Genomic DNA, 16,995 nt, shown 5'->3' with positions numbered 1-16,995 from the left:
GGTCAGGCGGTATCGGTTCGCGTCGCGATGACCGCCAGGGTGGTGTAGCGCATCGTGAAGCTGCCGCCTGCCGCGTCGATGGCGGCGCCGATGCCCGTCAGTACTTCCTCCAGCCGGGCCTGCGGGAGCCGGGTGAAGGCACCCTGGGTGGGCAGCTGATCGAGCCACTCGTCCCGTGTGTAGGGCTGTTCCCACGCGAACCGCCATTGCTCGGGGCCGGTGAACGCGCCCGCATCCCGTATCCCGTCGGCCGCCTGCGTATGCAGCGCCGCGTACCCGTTCCCGGCCGGCACCGTCCCTTGCCGGGCGGCGAGCGAGTCGGGCACCACCAGGCGGTAGACCTCGGCGAAGGCTTCCGCCACTTCCGGCACGGGCCGGCCCACGTTCCAGAACAGGGCCAGCACACCACGGGACCGCAGTGCCCGCCCCGCCTTGGCGGCTCCGGCGACCGGGTCCACCCAGTGCCAGGTCTGTCCGGAGACGACGGCGTCGAACTTCCGGCCGGCCGGGTCCCAGGCTTCGAACGAGGCCACCTCGACGTCGAGTCCGCGCCGCCGCGCCAGGCCGGCCATCCGGGCGTCGACGTCGACGCCCAGCACATGGGCACCGGCCGCTTCGAACTGCCGGGCCACGATGCCGGTGCCGCAGCCGACGTCGAGGACGTCCGGGCCGGGGCTGGCGGCGACGATCCGGTCCACCATGGCCCGGGGATAGCGGGGCCGGGTCCGGTCGTAGCGTTCGGGATCCGCACCGAACGACTCCGCTACCTCGCGGTGTCGATGGGACGCGTGCTCGGGCTGAGGGGCTCGCTCCGGCGGTAAAGTGGGCATGTGCCCACTATAAGTGGGCACATGCCCACCAGGGAAGAAGGAGATGCGCGGTGCCCACCGGAGTAGCCATTCGCGACGTGCGCGAGCAACTGTTCGGCGCCGCCGAGCGCGTCCTGCTCCGGGACGGGCCGAGCGCGCTGACCAGCCGGGCGGTCACCACGGAAGCAGGCTGCGCCAAGGGCGTCCTGCACCGGCACTTCGCCGACTTCGACGCCTTCCTCGCCGAGCTCGTACTCGACCGCATCGCCCGGATCGACGACCAGGCCGCCACCCTGCGCGCGTCCGCCGGAACCGGCACCGTCACCGACAACCTCACCCAGGCGCTGACGGACCTGTTCGCGACGGTCGCGGTCGCGATCGTCAGCCTCATCACCTCCCGGGACGACCTACGCGCCCGGCTGCGCCAGGCCCGACCCACCGGTGTCCCGGTCCTGACGGATGCCGCGACCGCGATCGCCGCCTACCTCACCGCCGAGCGCGAACTGGGCCGCATCGCCGCGGATGCCGACGTCGACACGCTCGCTCCCACCCTGATCGGGGCCGCGCACATGCTGTTCGCCGACCGCCAAGCCGCCCCGCCGGAAGCCGGGGCCGTCCGCAAGGTCGTGACAGCGGTCATCGCCGGCGCCGAGCGCGAGTGACCGGATTCCGCACTCGAACGTATGTCACGTGAAGTGATGAATCGATTGCTCTCTGTAGAGTGCCTCCTCGCTGTGCGCACACACACCCAACCGGAGCAAGCACCCACGGAGGAGCAGGCATGCGTACATGGAGGACGGCGGCCGCCGCCGCGTCGATGGCGGTCCTGGCGCTCATCGGCGGAACCTCCCCCGCCGCGGCGAGAAGGGCGGACCCCGACCCGTCCGCTCCGCCCACCGCGCCCGCCGGGCAAGGGCCCGTCGGGGGCAACGCGGAAGCCGGTAAGTCCGGTTCGGACGCGGACGCGCGCGCGGTGATCCGGTGTACGGGCCAGGTGCAGCGCCCGCACAACTCCACCCACGTGCCCGGCACCGTCAACGTCGTCGTGACGGTCTCGTGCACCGCGCCGGTACCGGAGATCACCACCCGGGCGGCCCTGTACAAGAACGGACAGCTCGTCAAGCAGTCGACGCTGAGGACGCAGCGGAACACCGCCTCCGGCCAGAACAACGCGGCCGTGCGGTGCAGCCCCGGAAACTACCGCGGCTGGATGTACTTCAAGGTCGTCTTCCCGCCCGGCTACCGGCCCCCGACCGGCTCCGGCAACGGTCTGGGCCAGGAGGTCGCCCTCGGCTGCTGATCCGCAACACCGTGTTGCATGGGGGCGCCGCCGGGGAAGGAGTCCCGGCGTGCGCCCCACCCCCGCCCGGATCCTGCGCCGACGCATCGAGCAGCTCGACGCGGCAGCGGACCTGACCGCCGACACGGACGCCGGGCTGCGCCATTTCACCTCCGTCATGACGGGCTGGACCGAGCCGGAAGTGACGGCCCTGGCGGGCGGCACGGCCGTCCTCACCCCGTCCGAGGCGGAGGAGGCGGACGAGATGGCCGACAGCTGCCGGCTGCTGGGCCGGCTCGCCCAAGACGAGGAAACTCTCGTCCGGGGACCCCTAGACCGGACACACCAACACTGGATCGGCACCAGCCCCCACGAACTCGTACCGCATCGGCGCCCCACCCTGACCCGGCAACGGTTCACCGCCCCCGCCGCAGACCCGGGTCCACCCAGTGCGAAGCCGTTCCACCTGGGCCTCTACACGTCCACGGCGCGGCGTGACGGGCCAGGCATGTGGCGGATATACCTCGACCTGGGGTCCAGTCTCCATCCCCAGCCCTGGCAGACATGGCAACTACCGGTCACAGACCCGGCCGCCGACGTCCTCGAAATCGACGGCGCGGCCGGCTGGACGGCGTTCGTCGGACGCTATCCGCTCGCCCGCGGCAACGACATCTACCCCGACTGGACGAAGGCCGCCCGGGACTTCGCCGGGGTGCACATGACGCTACGCGCGATCGTCGCGGCCCAGGGATTCCGCATCCCAGTGGCGGACGGCCTGGCCGCGGCGCCGTTCTGGGACATCGAATCAACACTGTGGCTGCGCTGGTGCTTCTCCCCCCCACGCCTGCTAGAGGTCACACCGCCCCATGCCGGGCCGTGACGGGGGCCGGTGCCTGCGGCCGGCGGGGAACCGCCGTACAGCCGCTTCCTCACGGATCAGTGGCACACTGAAGCGCCCGGCGGCGTCACGTTTTCGGCCGGAAGTTCCGCTGGAGTGCCCAGACCGCCAGGCGCTGGCCCACGTCGTTTCCGACGCGGTCGGCCGTCCGGGTGTGGATTCCCGCCCAGACCCGGGCATCGACGACGTCACGGTTGTACTGATCGGCGTACTCGTAGTACCGGGTCGCGCCGGTGGTCGCCGAAGTGAGGCGGAGATCCACCCGGGATGAGCCGAAGAGTTCACTCAAGGCCCGCATGATGGCGCCGCCGACCGTCGCGTGGCCGCTGAGATAGTCCGGATGCGGGGGCGTGTCGATCAGGGGCTGCCAGTGCGGATCGGGTTCGGTGGAGGGGTTGCCGTCGGTGGCCGCCAGGCGGATGGCGGTCAACGGCCTCCAGGAGCCGTAATGAAGCTTGGAGTCCCACGTGGTGATGACCGCATCCGCCGCGACGGTGTTCACGGCGGCGAACAGGCGCGCCATTTCGGCGATTCCGAGGCCGTGCCGCGCCCCGTAGTCACGCAAGGCTTCCTGGATTCCCACGTCACTCGCGAAGAACAGCGCGGTCTCCGTCTGCGACCGGCTCCGCTGCGTACTGTTCCGCCCGCCGTAAGCCTTCACCTCGGCCAGGTCCTCGGCATAGCGGCCGGAGGTGAGGGCGGGCGGAGGGCCGGGCCGGAACTGGCGCGATGAGGTGAGCAGCAGAGGCCGCAGCCGGCCCATCCAGGCGCTCTTGAAGGGCAGATACCCGGGCGGGGTCGGTCGCCAGATTCCGGGAGCAGCCGGCCTGGTGAACTCGACCGTCACGGAACGGCCATCATCCTCCCGCAGCGCGATGACGTGGTCGGCGGCGCGCACGCCGAACCGCACTCCGCGGTCCTTGGCGGAGCCATCGGGGACCGCGGCGAGGGAAGCGGCGTACGCGGTCTCCAAACGCGCCTTCGAGCCCGGGAAGTAGACCGACAGAACCCGGTGCGCGGCCGCCGCGGCCGCCGCCACTGAAGAGGCCCCACGCGGCCCGCGCGCCTTCCACCGGTACGGCGCGTAGCGGCCCTCGATACCGACGACCGCGTTGTACATGGCGACGGACACGAACGCCTGCCAGATGACCGGCTCCGGGGTGATGCGCCGGGCATCGGTGACGATCGTCTCGGTCGCCACGGCATTCCACTCGGTGATCACCGACGGATCGGTGGCCGACGATGCCGAGTGCGCGAGGACTTCGGTGCTGGGCGCTGCAGGACCCACAGCGAGTGCCAGCCCGATCACGGTGGTCAGTGCGACCCGGGCGGCCGTACGAGGGAGCGCGCGAAAAGATCCACGTTTCATGGGACTTTCTCCCTTCTCCCCTTTGCTGCCACGCATATGCCCGTATGAAACGGTGACAGTAGGTAAAAAGGCAGATATTTACGCGAAGTTGGCGCCGAACAGCCCCACCCGCAGGATGTGACAACAGCAGTCACCGGCGGATCAGGTTGGGGCGGGCGCATACATAGGTCAGACGGAGGCGTCCCCTCGCCCACGGGCCGAACCCGCTGCCGGGAATGGCCGACACGCGAGCCTTCTGCAGCAGCCTCTCAGTGAATCCACCGTGATCGACAGCCCTCGGTCAACCTCCCAAATGAGGTGACGCCTTGGATTGTTGCGATCCACCCCCGGTGGCCCGCCGTCCGCTACCCGCCGTCCGTCGTACGCCGCACGCTTGATCTCAAGCATGGTTGAGGTTTTAGCGTTCAGGGTGAACCAACATCCCTGGAGGAACCTCGTGGACATGGAAGTTACGGCGTGGTCGTCGCTGCACAGTGTGATGAACGCCCAGCAGGACCGGCGGCCTTTTTCTCGGGTGAGTCTGGCCCGTATTGCTGTGTTCGCGCGGCCGTATCGTCGTCGTTTGGGCTGGTTTGTGCTGCTTAGCGTGGTTACGGCGCTCCTGGCGGTGGCGACCCCGGTCCTGGCCGGTCGTGTCGTCGATGCCATCGTCAAGGGTGCGGACGCCGCTACCGTTACCCGTCTCGCGGTCCTCATTGCGTTGATTGCTGTGGTGGAGGCGGGTCTGGCGCTGTTCACCCGCCGGCTCTCCGCGACCCTGGGTGAGGGACTCATTCTGGACTTGCGGACGGCGGTTTTTGATCATGTTCAGAAGATGCCTGTTGCTTTCTTCACCCGTACCCGCACCGGAGCCTTGGTCAGCCGCCTGAACAACGATGTCATCGGCGCGCAGCGGGCTTTCAGTAACACCCTCTCCGGCGTCGTCTCCCACCTCGTCACTCTGCTGCTGACGCTCGCGGTGATGCTCGGTATCTCCTGGCAGATCACCCTGCTCGCTCTTCTCCTGCTGCCGGTGTTCGTTGTGCCGGCACGCCGTATGGGCTCGCGTATGGCCGCGCTCCAGCGCGAAGCGGCTCGCCACAACGCCGCCATGAGTACCCAGATGACCGAGCGGTTCTCCGCGCCCGGCGCCACTCTCGTCAAGCTTTTCGGCCGTCCCGCGGACGAGTCGGCTGAGTTCGCTGCCCGTGCCCGTCGTGTTCGGGACATCGGTATCCGTACTGCGATGACTCAGTCGGCGTTCATTACCGCTCTCACCCTCGTCTCCGCCCTGGCCCTGGCCCTGGTTTACGGTCTGGGTGGCTTCTATGCCCTGCGTGGCCATCTCCAGCCCGGCGCCGTCGTTGCCCTGGCTCTGCTCCTGACCCGTCTCTATGCCCCGCTGACCGCTTTGGCCGGCGCTCGTCTGGAGGTGATGAGTGCTCTGGTCAGCTTTGAGCGGGTTTTCGAGATCCTCGATCTCAAGCCGCTGATTACCGATAAGCCGCGTCCGCTGGCGGTGCCGGAGGGGCCGGTGTCGGTGGAGTTCGATGGTGTCGACTTCGGCTATCCGTCGGCCGAGAGGGTCTCCCTCGCTTCACTTGAGGATGTCGCCGCCCTTGACACCCGCGGCGGTATCCCGGTCCTGCACGGCGTCTCCTTCCGTGCGGAACCCGGGCAGATGGTTGCTCTGGTCGGCTCCTCCGGGGCGGGCAAGTCGACGATTGCCCAGCTCTTGCCCCGCCTCTATGACGCCGATGCCGGAACTGTGCGCCTGGGCGGAAGGGACGTACGTGACCTGAGCGCCGCTTCTCTGCGCGAAACCGTGGGCATGGTCACCCAGGACGGTCACCTTTTCCATGACACCATCCGCGCCAACCTGCTCCTGGCCCGCCCCGAAGCGAGTGAGGACGAGATCTGGGACGCGCTGCGCCGGGCCCGCCTTGATGGCCTGGTGGCGGCGCTGCCTGACCAGTTGGAGACGGTTGTCGGTGAACGTGGTTACCGCTTGTCCGGCGGGGAGCGTCAGCGTTTGACCATTGCCCGGCTGCTTCTGGCGCGTCAGCGTGTGGTCATTCTTGACGAGGCCACCGCGCACCTTGATTCGACTTCTGAGGCTGCGGTGCAGGAGGCGCTGGATGAGGCTCTGGAAGGCCGTACTGCCATTGTGATCGCCCACCGTTTGTCCACCGTGCGGGCAGCCGATCTCATCCTGGTTCTGGAGGACGGTCGCATCGTTGAACGTGGTACCCATACCGATCTCCTGGCCGCCGGCGGCCGTTACGAGGAACTCCACCGCACCCAGTTCACCCACACCACCACCCCCCAGCCCACCTCCTGACCACCAGCGGAACCCCGGCCGGCACAAGCCCGACAGGCCCGGCGCAGGCCCGACAGGCCCAGCGCAGGGCCGGTACAGGCCCGACCAGCCCGGTACATGCCCGGCGCATGCCCGACAGGCCCGGCCGGGCCCGGCACCGGCCCGGCCGGGCCCGGCGCAAGCCCGACAGGCCCGGCCGGGCCCAGCGAAGGGCCGGTACAAGCCCGACCGGCCCGGCGCATGCCCGGCGCATGCCCGCCGCAGGCCGGGCTAGGCCCGGCGCAAGCCCGACCAGCCCGGCCGGGCCCGGCGCAAGCCCGACAGGGCCGGTACATGACCGCCGCAGGCCGGGCGCAGGCCGGGCGCAGGCCCGCCGCAGGCCCGGCGCAGGCCCCGGCCGGTCTGTGGTCTCCGGGGGTGTCGCGTCTGAAGGCCGCCGCACGAGTCCGCGTCCAGCCCAAACCCCGGCAGCCGAGGCCCCCTTCACCGTCCGCGCGGCGCGCGCTGTGGCGGTGGTGGTGGGGGAGAGGTGAGGAAGTGGCTGATCTCGCGTGCCACGGTGTGGGGTTTGTCCAGCATGGACAGCACGTAGGCGCCGGGTATCTCGGCGTATCGGCCTGCGGGTAGCAGGTGGGCCAGGCGGTGGCCGTGTGCGGGGGGCATGACGCGGTTGTCGGGGGACCACAGGATGAGGGTGTCGCCGGTGAAGCGGGCTAGTGCTTCGGTGTTGTGGATGAGTTCGGGTTTGTTGAAGGGGCTGCGGCAGTAGGTGAGGAGGTCGCGTCGGATGCGGGTGTCGTGCAGGAGGGGTTCGCTCCAGCGGTGGACGAGATCGTCGGGCAGGGGTCGGCGGGCCATCTGTCCGAGCAGCATGGGCAGTGGGCGTAGCGGGCGGATGCGTAGTAGGTGGGTGGCGAGTTGGAGGCCGCCGGGCAGGTGGGCGGTGAGGGAGAGCATTTTGCCGGGCAGGCCGGGTGGGAAGTTGTCGAAGGCTTCGCAGGGGAGGATGATCTGCCGGGTGACGCGCTGGTCGAGGCCGTGGGTGGTCAGGAACAGCGCTCCTGCTCAGTCGGTGTGTATCAGGGTGACGTTGTGGAGGTCGAGTGTGTCGAGGAGGTCGGCGACCAGGCGGATGTGTCCTCGCAGTGTGAGGTCGGCGCCGGGGTTCATGGGCCGGCGGTGGGCGCCGAGTGGCAGGACGGGTCGTATGTACCGGAATCCCTGGGGCAGGAGTGGCAGTACTCGGTCCCACAGGGTGTGGTCCATCAGCAGCCCGTGCAGCAGGACGACCGCGGGTCCGTCCCCGCGGTCGTCGTAGTCGAGGACGCCGGCCGGTAACGCGACGTTCTTCATGGCAGCTTCCCGGTGCTGGCCGTGGTCGCGGGTGGGCTGTCCGTCCTTGTCATACACGGCACTGTAGAAGCGCCGTCAACACACGCCGCCACGAGGGCCGTCCACGCTCCGGCAGCCAGGGCGCCGGCGTCGTCGTAAGCGGTCGGTCCCGGCGCGGACGCCGGCCGGCCGGGCCGTCAGGCGCTGGAACCGCTCGCCTCTGCGGGGCGTTTCCTGCTTGCACGGCCGGGCCGCCAGGGGGATCCGGGGCCGCCGGGGGAGCAGGCCGGGAAGTGGTCCTGACGCGCTGTCAGGGAGTGGGTGAGGGAGTTTGGCAGGGGTGACAGGATTCGAACCTGCGACTAGCGGGTTTGGAGTCCGCTGCTCTGGCCGGGCTGAGCTACACCCCTTCGGCTTCGCCAAGATCAGCTTGCCACAACCACGGCCGCCGCAGCCACACTATTTTTCCGAACGGCCCACGCCGAACAGCTTCCGGCGGCCCATGCGAACAGCAGCAGCGCGGGACACAAAGACGTGCAGCGCGGAACACAAAGACGTGGGGCCCGCGAGCGCCTGGCGGCGCTCGTTCCCGGACCCGCCCACCGGATCACCGCAACGTGATCTCCTCGCCGATCCCGCGCTCGCGGGCGGCGGTTACGACCAGGGCGGCGGCTGCCGCGTCCTGTACCGCCACACCGACGGACTTGTACAAGGTGATCTGCCCGGGCGTGGTACGGCCGGTTTTCGTGCCGGAGAGGAGTTCGCCGAGTTCGGCGTGGATGTGGTCGGCTGTGATGAGGCCGTCGCGGAGGGGGTTGAGCAGGTCGTTGCTGCCGGCGGGGAAGGGGGCGAGGGCGGCCTGGCGTGTTTCGACGCAGATCAGGGCCTGGGCGATGGTGGCGTCGTCGATCTCGCGGCCGTCGGGGTTGTAGCCGACCGAGGTGATGTGGACCCCGGGGGTGAGCCAGGGGCGGCGGATGACGGGTTCGAGGCAGTGGGTGGTCGCGGCGGCGATGTCCGCGCCGTCGAGCGCCGCGGCGTAGGTGGGGACCGCCCGGACTTCCGCTGTCAGGGTGCCGGAGAGTTCCGCGGCGAGAGCGGCGGCCTTGCGCGGGTCCCGTCCGGCCACCCGGATCTGCTGGATGGGCCGGACCTGGCACATGGCGTGGGCGTGCGAGCGCGCCTGGGCGCCCGTACCGAGAACCGCCAGTACGGTGGCGTCCTCACGTGCCAGCAGTCGCGCCGACAACGCCGAACAGGCGGCGGTCCGCGCCGCGGTGATGGCCGTGCCGTCCAGCAGTGCCGTGGGCTGCCCGGTCTCGGGGTCGAACACCATGATGACCGCCTGGTGGGTCGGCAGCGCGGTTGCGGCGTTGTGCGGAAAGAGGGAGACGAGCTTGCTCATCAGTACCGGTGTCGAGGGTACGTAGCCGGGCATGGCGGCCAGGAGCCCGCCCTGCCCGGGTACGAGCGCGGCGACGCGCTCGGGCGCCGAGGCGCGGCCCGCGCTGAGATCGGCCATCGCGACGGCCAGGGCATCGATCAGCGCGTCCACCTCGAGCAGCGCCTCGACCTGCGAGCGTCCCAGCACCAGCATCCGCCACACCCTTCTTCCTTCTTCCGACGGCAGTCTTGAAGCGTTCCCGGCCCCGGCAGCCTCTCCCACCCCACACCCCACCACACCACTCCGCCGCGCCCCTGAGACGTTCTCACAGCCGCGTCAGGGTGGGCTCAGGGTGGTCCCGGATGAACGGATGATCTTGGCTGGGAAGACTCAGGGACGTATCCGTCCCCCCCGATCGGAGTTGCCGTGCGCCGTTCTTCCGCCCTGACTCTGGCTGTCGCGGCCGCCGTGTCGCTGACCCTGCCGGCGGGCGCATCCGCACAGGCCGCGCAAGCCGCACAGGCCGCGCCGTCCGCGCAGGCCGCGCCGGCTGCGCAAGCTGCGCCGGCTGCGCAGGCCGCGTCGTCCGTGCAGGCCGCGCCGTTCGCGCCGTCCGGGCACCCATCCGCCGAGCTGGACCGTGCGGCGTTGCGTGAGGCGGTCGCGGTGCACCCGGGCGGTGGCATGGCCGGTGCGGTGGCCCAGGTCTACACGTCCGGTCAGAGGTGGCGGGGCGCGTCCGGTGACATGGTCTCCGGTAAACGGGTCACTCCGGGCGCGCGCTTTCGGATCGGCAGCATCGCCAAGCCGATGGAAGCGGTGATCTTGCTGCAGCTGTCCGCCGAGGGCCGGGTGAACCTCGACCAGACGGTTCAGCACTACCTGCCGGGCCTGCTGCCGGAGACCTTCGCCCCGGTCACCGTGCGGCAGCTGCTCAACCACACCAGCGGTCTGCCCCAGGAATTCGAGGGCGCTCCCGCACCCTCCCAGGACGAAGTCCTCGACACGCGCCTCGGTTTCTACACCTTCGAGCAGGTTATTCAGCAGACGCTCCGGCCCGAGGGCCGCAACCGGCCGGGCCCGCGGTTCGCACCGGGCACCAAGCAGGAGTACAACTCCCTTGGCTACCGCATCGCCGGCGAGCTGATCGAAAAACTCACCGGCCACTCCTTCCAGCACGAGGTCACCACCCGCATTCTGGCGCCCTTGAAGATGAAGGAAACCTCCGCCCCGACCCGCACCGCACCGATACCCGGCCCGTACGTACCCGGATACGTACCGACCAGCAAGGGCGAGCTGGTCGACGTCAACGAGCAAGGCGGTCTCCCCTCCAGCATGACCTCCACGACCGCCGACCTCGACCGCTTCCTGACCGCCCTCCTCGACGGCCGCCTGCTGCGCCCTGCCCAGGCCGCCGAACTGTTCGCTCTCCCGCAGGACAAGAGCGGCGCACCCCTGCCTTACGCGGACGCCTCTCACTGCAACACTGGCCCCCGCAAGGGCTCGGCCTGCTTCAGCACGGTCCTGATGTCCGTCCCCTTGCGCGACGGCTCGCTGCTGTGGGGCAAGACGGGCAGTGACCTCGGCTACCGCAGCGCCGCCTTCGCCACACCCGACCTCAGCCGTCGCATCGTCTACGGCTACGGCACAGCCACCCCGGATGGCAGCGCCCCCATAGCCACCCGCCTCATCGAGGCGATCAGCACCGACACCGGCACCGACACTGACACTGACTGAGAGGTTTGCCCCCCTTCGCGCCTGCGGGGTGGCCCGGGATGGAGATGACAAGGAGCGTGGACAGCGTGGACCAGGAGAACGTGAGCGCCACCCTGACGGTTGCCGCGCCCGCCGCGAGGGTGTTCGCGGTGCTGGCGGACCCGACGACCCATGTTGCGATCGATGGCACCGGCTGGGTTCAGGAAGCCGTCGACCGGGCGCCGCTGACCGAGGCGGGACAGATCTTCCGGATGGCCATGTACCACGCCGACCATCCCCACGGTGACTACCAGGTGGCCAACAGGGTCCAGGTCTTCGACCCGCCGCACGCCATCGGCTGGCTGACGGGGGAGGAGAAGAGCGACGGTCACCTGGAGTTCGGCGGCTGGATCTGGCGTTACGACCTGGCGCCGCTCGGTCCGACCGGGACTGAGGTCACGCTCACCTACGACTGGTCGGCGGTGCCGCAGTCCATCCGGGAGTACCTCCAGTTCCCGCCGTTCGGCCCTGAGCATCTCACCAACTCGCTGCGCCACCTGGCCGAGCTTGTCCGCGGTAGGTGACCTCATCTGACCGACGCCCAGCTGGGCGGTGGCCGGACCGTCCGGACCAGGCGCTGACGGACAAGACCTAGGCGTCCCAGGCCAACCGTGCCTACCCGCGCCGTCGCCGGATCAGGGGCAGGTCCCGGTCAAGGCCGGCCAGGCGGCCGGCCGGGAGACACGGCCCAGCACTCTGACCGGCCAATGGTCCCTCACCGGCCCCGCCCATGCCCCGCCCATGCTCCGCCCGGGCTCTTACGACCAGATGCCGGGGCCGCCGCCACGCCAGTCGATCACCTCTGGGTCGTCGAGCGGCACATCGGCGCTGACCCCGGCCCGCACGAGAAACTCCAGCAGATCGACCACCCCGTACGCCACGCCCAGGGTTTCCGCGCCCATGCTGACGAGCCGGCCGCCCGATGGCGACGGCGGGTGAACCACGATCTGCGGAATCCCGGACACGCCTCCAGCCTGCGCCCGGAACCCCCCGGATGCATCCGGACCAGGCCCCAGGCGTCCCCCCACCCCCTGCACACCCACATCCACCCCCATGCCGGGCATGGTCAGGCGGCTGTCCATTCATGGGGCCGGCCTCCGGCCCATTCCACGGCGTCGGGGTCGTCCAGCAGGGCCTCGGCGTCGGGCAGGCCGGCCTGGCGGAGGAATTCCATGACGTCACGGTCGCTGTAGGCCATGCCGAGGATGTGCTCGGTGCCCTCGCGGCGGACGGTGACACGGCGCCCGCCGCCGGCGTCCAGCTTGTGCACGAATACGGGCGCGACCATGGCACCAGAGTGCGTTGCGGCGCCGTCCCGCGCCAGTCACCAGCCAGGGGCGCCCCGTCCCGACGAGCAGCGCTGGGCTTGGCCTGGCTGTGCCGGTGACGGGCGGCAGGCATGCGGAAGGTGAGCGCCGGCCCGGCGTGAGGCAAGGTGTACGCGCTGAAGCGGCCCGTCACGCTGAGAAACGTCACGTCAAGTCACGTTCCCCCACCAGCGTCCGGATGCCCCTCCTCGCCTGCACGCGTGAAACGGGCGTGATGGAGGATGACTTCGCGCGCCAGGCCCACCCCGTGACCTGGCGCGATCACGATCCGTCAGGACAGACAGGTACAAGGTGACGATTCATTACTCCGGTCATTACTCCGGCCACGACCGGGGCCCCGGCCCCGGCCCCGGCTCCGGCCATGGCCCTGGTCGTGGCGCCGGTCGTGGCTCCGGCCGTCCGGCAGTGCACGACGATGCCGCAGCTCAGTTCAGTCTGATGGCAGGGGAGTGCCGATGAGCCGGGCCCTGACACTCCACGACATCATCGTCGCCGGCATCGCGGTGGCCGCCGGCCTCGCCGTGGCCTTGGTGCTGCGGGTGATCCTGCGCTGGCTGGCCGAGCGGGCCCGCAGAACCAAGTGGGCCGGGGACGACATCATCGTCGACGTGCTGCGCACGCTCGCCCCGTGGTCCGCGGTGGCGATCGGGGTGGCCGCGGCGGCAGCGGCCCTCCCGCTGACCCGCCAGGTCGGACACACCGTCAACCAGGTGCTGACCACGTTCGTCATACTGACCGCGACGCTCACCGCCGCGCGGGTGATCAGCGGCCTGGTGCAGTCCGTGGCGCAGTCGCGCTCCGGTGTGGCGGCCTCGGCCACGATATTCGTCAACATCACGCGTATCGCGGTCCTGGCGATGGGTTTCCTCATCGTCCTGGAAACCCTCGGCATATCCATCGCCCCGCTGCTCACTGCCCTGGGTGTGGGTGGTCTGGCGATCGCGCTGGCGTTGAAGGACACCTTGGCGAACCTGTTCGCGGGTGTGCACATTCTCGTCTCGAAGACGGTCCAGCCCGGTGACTACATCCGGCTCAGCAGTGGTGAGGAAGGCTACGTCCGCGACATCAACTGGCGTATCACGGTGGTGGAGGACCTCTCGAACAACCTGGTCATCATCCCCAACGCCCAGCTCGCCGGCACGAATATGACCAACTTCAGCCGGCCCGAGCAGAACCTGACCGTCACCGTGCAGGTCGGTGTCGGCTACGACAGCGACCTCGACCACGTCGAACGGGTCACCAATGAGGTCATCGACGCCGTGATGAAGGACGTCACCGGTGCCGTCCCCGACCACGAGCCGGCCATCCGCTTTCACACCTTCGGTGACTCGCGCATCGGCTTCACGGTGATCCTGGGGGTCGGCGAGTACAGCGACAAGTACCGGATCAAGCACGAGTTCATCAAGCGCCTGCACCACCGCTACCGTGCCGAGGGCATCCGCATCCCCGCCCCGGCCCGGACCGTGGCCCTGCACCCGAGCGGCGACGCGACGATCCCGCACCCGCGTACCCCCCTGGATGCCGCCGCTCCGGACCGCCCCGGCCCGACGGGCTGAGGCTCCGCCCTGTGGTCCGTTCCCGGGCCGGCCCGCCGGGCGGTACCCGAAGCCGACCGCACCCGGCCCACCGCACCGACCGCACCCGACCGAACCGCACCGGCCCACCGCACCGGCCGCCGACCGCACCCGGCCGACCGCACCTGCGGCCGGCGGCCGGATGCGCCGGTCCGGCCGGTCCGGCGGGCCGGGTGCGAATTCGAGCCACGCCACTTCCGTACCTATTGATACGGGCCGCGCGAGACAGCAAGATCACCGAGTGTCCGGCAAGCGCCGATACCCACCGTGGAGTCCCTGTCATGCGTATTGAAGTCACCCTGCCGGTCAATGACCCCGCTCGTCCCGAGCAGCCCCGGCTCGACCGTGCCCAGGTCTGGGAGGGGCTGCTGCGCAAGGCGGAGAACGCCGTGCCTTTCGTCGCGGGCATGAGCCAGTGCACGGTGCTCGAACGCCGCGAGAACGGGCTGTTGCGCGAAGTCGTCGTCAACGGTGAGCGCCTGAGGGAAGAGGTGACCTTCGAACCGCCCCTCCTGGTCAGCTTCCTGCGCCGCGGTGACCGGGACAGCTGGGTCATCCGCAACCGTATAGGCGAGGACTCCACCGGTGCCCTGACGCTGACCTTCATCGGCGACATGCCGCACCTGCCTTCCTCCGGCACGCAGCTGGCCGGCGGCCGGAGCGGGGAGGAGGTCCTCGAGCAGATGCGCGCCCGCATGCTGGAGACGGTCCGTAACACCCTCGACGTCATCCGCCGGACGACGCCGCCGCCCACCCACACCGCGACGGCTGAAGGCGACGCCTAGACCGTGTTGCTGTACGTTCTGCCGGCGATACCCGGTGTCCTGACCATTGGTGCCCTGTCCCTGCTGTTCGTGGCGCTGCGACGGCAGCGGCGCCTCAAGGCGGTCTGGGCCGGTGGAATCGTGGCCGAGGGGCGTTGCGTACGCAGTTACGTGACCACGACGGTGTGGCGACGGGGCCCGCACCACAGCGCGTCGCGATCCCTGAGCCATGTGTACGAGTTCACGACCCCGGACGGAAGAACGAGGCGCTTCGAGGAGGAGGGGAGCGCGACCGTCTTCGAAGGGGAGAGGGTTCTCATCCGCTACCCGGCAGGGCGCCCCGACCGGGCGACGGCGCATCCGCCCGGCGACAGGCAGGCCCGGGCGCAGGCCCGCTTGCGGATCGGTTTCGCCGCCTTCGCCACGCTGCTCTGCCTGGGCGCGACAGCGGTCTTCCTCACCGTCACCAGTGTCTTCACCGAGGCGAGGGACAAGGTCGGGCAGGTCGACGAATCCCCTCTCCCCGCCCCGCCCGCACCACCGGACCTGCCGGCGCCCCCGGGGTTCCCGCCACTGAACCCCTGACACCCACCCGCAGCCCTCAACCCCCAACGCCCAACGTCCAACCCCGGCTCCCCGCTCGCCGCCTCAGCCGGCGACCAGGACCTCCAGCTGCCCGCCTTCCGTGACCCGGACGGACAGGCCGGTGAGGTCGGCGACCGTCACGTCCGCCTCCAGTTCCTGCGCACGGTGCGTGGTCGTCAGGGCGATGGTCGTCATACCGGCGGCCCGCCCGGCGGCCAGCCCGGCGGGCGCGTCCTCGACGACCACACAGCGCGCCGGATCGACGCCCAGCTGCTCAGCAGCCAGGAGAAACGGTTCGGGGTGCGGCTTGTGGTGGGTGATGTCGTCGACGGTGACCAGGAACTTGGGGTGGATACCGGCCTGGCCGAGCCGGGCCCCGGCCACCCGCCGGTTGGCGGACGTCACCACGGCCCACCGGTCGGCCGGCAGTGAAGCCAGCAGCTCGACAGCACCGGGAACCGGTACGACACCTCCGGCGGCCGCATCGGCGATCTCCGCCTCTTCCAGGCGCGCAAGCGCCTCGGCGACCTGCTCGGCCGGCAGCAGTTCGGCGACGATCGCGGCAGCCGGCCGGCCGTGGACCTCGACGCGTGCCACATCCGCGGGGGTCAGCCCGTACGACTGGGCCCACCGGGTCCAGGCGCGCACGACCGAGCGAAGGGAAGAGACCAGCGTTTCATCACTGTCGAACAAAAGAGCGTCGGCCGTAAGTCGCATGGCCGGGAGCGTACATGGCCCTCCCTGCCAGCCGGCACACCGACCGACCCACCCACCGGGAAAACTCACACAAACACACAAGCAAAGCTACGCACAGTAACAACGCGGCATGATCCCAGCCACCACCCACTCCCCATCCACCCACTCCCCATCCACCCACCCCGCCGGAAGACGCCCCACCAGCACCCCACCCCGCCCGTCTGGGATCCTGGGAGGTGACGAAGCGTGCGCGCGCCGCGCGCGAAAGCCACGGCGCGCGCCCCTTGAGGGAGGAGCACACGTTGACCGAGCGCAAACCCCCGGGTGTCGGCTTCCAGTCATGGGTCGACCAGCAGATCCACGCGGCCGAGCAGCGCGGGGACTTCCGTGACCTGCCGGGCTTCGGCAAACCGCTGCCCGACGCCGACCGGCCCTACGACGAGGACTGGTGGATCAAGGAGAAGATGCGCCGCGAGAAGGTCTCCTTCCTCCCGCCGTCACTGGCCCTGCGCAAGGAGGCCGAAGACGCCCTGTCCGCGGCCGCCTCGGCACGCTCGGAACGTGAGGCACGCCGGATCGTGGCGGACATCAACGAAAAGATCGCCGAGGCCCTGAGAATGCCCCCGCCCGGGCCCCCGCTCAACCTCACCCCTTTCGACGTCGAGCAGGTCCTCACCACGTGGCGCAAGAACCACGAAGCCCGCTAGCGCCCCCGGGGACGCGGCACCCGGTACGCACGCTGCGCCCCGGGGCCGGCGGCCCGCAGCTTCACCAGCGCCCGCCTGCGCACCGGCCGGTCACCGCACCGCACCGCACCGCATCACCGCACCGGCCGGTCACCGCACCGCACCGCACCGCATCACCGCACCGGCCGGTCACCGCACCGCACCGCACCGCATCACCGCACCGGCCGGTCACCGCAC

The 16,995-nt window shown here is 70.1% G+C and carries 18 protein-coding genes and 1 tRNA gene; 10 read left to right on the top strand and 9 right to left on the bottom strand.

Annotated elements, in window-relative coordinates:
- Positions 1 to 2: 2 nt before the first annotated feature.
- Entirely contained in the window at positions 3 to 830 is an 828-nt protein-coding gene (locus ABZ956_RS15390) for a class I SAM-dependent methyltransferase (RefSeq protein WP_361892610.1), read from the bottom strand.
- A gap of 50 nt (positions 831 to 880) precedes the next feature.
- Between ABZ956_RS15390 and ABZ956_RS15385 the strand changes: the two genes are divergently transcribed.
- The 3 genes from ABZ956_RS15385 (at position 881) to ABZ956_RS15375 (ending at position 2,968) form a co-directional block, all read left to right on the top strand.
- Entirely contained in the window at positions 881 to 1,471 is a 591-nt protein-coding gene (locus ABZ956_RS15385) for a TetR family transcriptional regulator (protein ID WP_361892607.1), read from the top strand.
- 119 nt (positions 1,472 to 1,590) lie between these two features.
- Positions 1,591 to 2,109: a hypothetical protein gene (locus ABZ956_RS15380; protein ID WP_361892604.1), complete on the top strand. Its 519-nt coding sequence runs from the start codon at positions 1,591 to 1,593 to the stop codon at positions 2,107 to 2,109.
- A 49-nt stretch (positions 2,110 to 2,158) separates the two neighbouring features.
- Positions 2,159 to 2,968: a hypothetical protein gene (locus ABZ956_RS15375; protein WP_361892601.1), complete on the top strand. Its 810-nt coding sequence runs from the start codon at positions 2,159 to 2,161 to the stop codon at positions 2,966 to 2,968.
- An 85-nt stretch (positions 2,969 to 3,053) separates the two neighbouring features.
- Here the strand turns inward: ABZ956_RS15375 and ABZ956_RS15370 are convergent, their stop codons facing one another.
- Positions 3,054 to 4,355 (bottom strand): vanadium-dependent haloperoxidase, encoded by a 1,302-nt coding sequence (locus ABZ956_RS15370; RefSeq protein WP_361892599.1) that lies wholly within the window; start codon positions 4,353 to 4,355, stop codon positions 3,054 to 3,056.
- 436 nt (positions 4,356 to 4,791) lie between these two features.
- Here ABZ956_RS15370 and ABZ956_RS15365 point away from each other — a divergent pair, with 436 nt between their 5' ends.
- Positions 4,792 to 6,675 (top strand): ABC transporter ATP-binding protein, encoded by a 1,884-nt coding sequence (locus ABZ956_RS15365; RefSeq protein WP_361892596.1) that lies wholly within the window; start codon positions 4,792 to 4,794, stop codon positions 6,673 to 6,675.
- Positions 6,676 to 7,137: 462 nt separating this feature from the next.
- On the opposite strand, the gene ABZ956_RS15360 is transcribed toward ABZ956_RS15365, so the two are convergent.
- The 4 genes from ABZ956_RS15360 to ABZ956_RS15345 all read right to left on the bottom strand — a co-directional run bounded on the left by ABZ956_RS15360 (position 7,138) and on the right by ABZ956_RS15345 (position 9,583).
- Positions 7,138 to 7,527 (bottom strand): hypothetical protein, encoded by a 390-nt coding sequence (locus ABZ956_RS15360; protein WP_361892593.1) that lies wholly within the window; start codon positions 7,525 to 7,527, stop codon positions 7,138 to 7,140.
- Between the two features lie 192 nt (positions 7,528 to 7,719).
- Positions 7,720 to 8,064 carry a hypothetical protein gene (locus ABZ956_RS15355; RefSeq protein ID WP_361892590.1) on the bottom strand — a complete coding sequence of 115 codons (345 nt, stop codon included), beginning with the start codon at positions 8,062 to 8,064 and terminating at the stop codon, positions 7,720 to 7,722.
- A gap of 254 nt (positions 8,065 to 8,318) precedes the next feature.
- A tRNA-Trp gene (locus tag ABZ956_RS15350) sits at positions 8,319 to 8,396 on the bottom strand.
- Between the two features lie 197 nt (positions 8,397 to 8,593).
- Positions 8,594 to 9,583, bottom strand: a complete 990-nt coding sequence (locus tag ABZ956_RS15345) for an ornithine cyclodeaminase family protein (RefSeq protein WP_361892587.1) — start codon at positions 9,581 to 9,583, stop codon at positions 8,594 to 8,596.
- 213 nt (positions 9,584 to 9,796) lie between these two features.
- Here ABZ956_RS15345 and ABZ956_RS15340 point away from each other — a divergent pair, with 213 nt between their 5' ends.
- The gene (locus ABZ956_RS15340) at positions 9,797 to 11,107 is read left to right on the top strand and encodes a serine hydrolase domain-containing protein (RefSeq protein ID WP_361892584.1); all 1,311 of its coding nucleotides are present in this window, start codon (positions 9,797 to 9,799) and stop codon (positions 11,105 to 11,107) included.
- A gap of 65 nt (positions 11,108 to 11,172) precedes the next feature.
- On the top strand, positions 11,173 to 11,649 hold the full coding sequence (locus ABZ956_RS15335; RefSeq protein WP_361892581.1) for an SRPBCC family protein: 477 nt from the start codon (positions 11,173 to 11,175) through the stop codon (positions 11,647 to 11,649).
- A 234-nt stretch (positions 11,650 to 11,883) separates the two neighbouring features.
- Here the strand turns inward: ABZ956_RS15335 and ABZ956_RS15330 are convergent, their stop codons facing one another.
- Together ABZ956_RS15330 and ABZ956_RS15325 are read right to left on the bottom strand one after the other, a co-directional pair.
- The gene (locus ABZ956_RS15330; protein WP_361892578.1) at positions 11,884 to 12,090 is read right to left on the bottom strand and encodes a hypothetical protein; all 207 of its coding nucleotides are present in this window, start codon (positions 12,088 to 12,090) and stop codon (positions 11,884 to 11,886) included.
- Between the two features lie 101 nt (positions 12,091 to 12,191).
- Positions 12,192 to 12,413, bottom strand: a complete 222-nt coding sequence (locus tag ABZ956_RS15325) for a hypothetical protein (RefSeq protein WP_361892575.1) — start codon at positions 12,411 to 12,413, stop codon at positions 12,192 to 12,194.
- Between the two features lie 495 nt (positions 12,414 to 12,908).
- Between ABZ956_RS15325 and ABZ956_RS15320 the strand changes: the two genes are divergently transcribed.
- From ABZ956_RS15320 to ABZ956_RS15310, 3 genes are all read left to right on the top strand, one after another.
- A complete protein-coding gene (locus tag ABZ956_RS15320) occupies positions 12,909 to 14,009 on the top strand; it encodes a mechanosensitive ion channel family protein (protein WP_361892572.1) in 1,101 nt (366 codons plus the stop codon).
- 299 nt (positions 14,010 to 14,308) lie between these two features.
- The gene (locus tag ABZ956_RS15315) at positions 14,309 to 14,812 is read left to right on the top strand and encodes an SRPBCC family protein (protein WP_361892570.1); all 504 of its coding nucleotides are present in this window, start codon (positions 14,309 to 14,311) and stop codon (positions 14,810 to 14,812) included.
- A gap of 3 nt (positions 14,813 to 14,815) precedes the next feature.
- The gene (locus ABZ956_RS15310; protein WP_361892567.1) at positions 14,816 to 15,376 is read left to right on the top strand and encodes a DUF3592 domain-containing protein; all 561 of its coding nucleotides are present in this window, start codon (positions 14,816 to 14,818) and stop codon (positions 15,374 to 15,376) included.
- Between the two features lie 63 nt (positions 15,377 to 15,439).
- Here the strand turns inward: ABZ956_RS15310 and ABZ956_RS15305 are convergent, their stop codons facing one another.
- Complete coding sequence (locus tag ABZ956_RS15305; protein ID WP_361892564.1) at positions 15,440 to 16,093, bottom strand: HAD-IA family hydrolase; 654 nt, start codon at positions 16,091 to 16,093, stop codon at positions 15,440 to 15,442.
- A 281-nt stretch (positions 16,094 to 16,374) separates the two neighbouring features.
- On the opposite strand from ABZ956_RS15305, the gene ABZ956_RS15300 reads away from it, so the two are divergent.
- Positions 16,375 to 16,779 carry a DUF1992 domain-containing protein gene (locus ABZ956_RS15300; protein ID WP_361892561.1) on the top strand — a complete coding sequence of 135 codons (405 nt, stop codon included), beginning with the start codon at positions 16,375 to 16,377 and terminating at the stop codon, positions 16,777 to 16,779.
- Positions 16,780 to 16,995: the final 216 nt, after the last annotated feature.

Origin of the sequence: Streptomyces sp. NPDC046261 (assembly GCF_040646235.1) — a bacterium.
GTDB lineage: Bacteria > Actinomycetota > Actinomycetes > Streptomycetales > Streptomycetaceae > Streptomyces.
The sequence above is the reverse complement of the archived record's forward strand: the minus strand, read 5'-3'. Positions and strand labels throughout refer to the sequence as shown.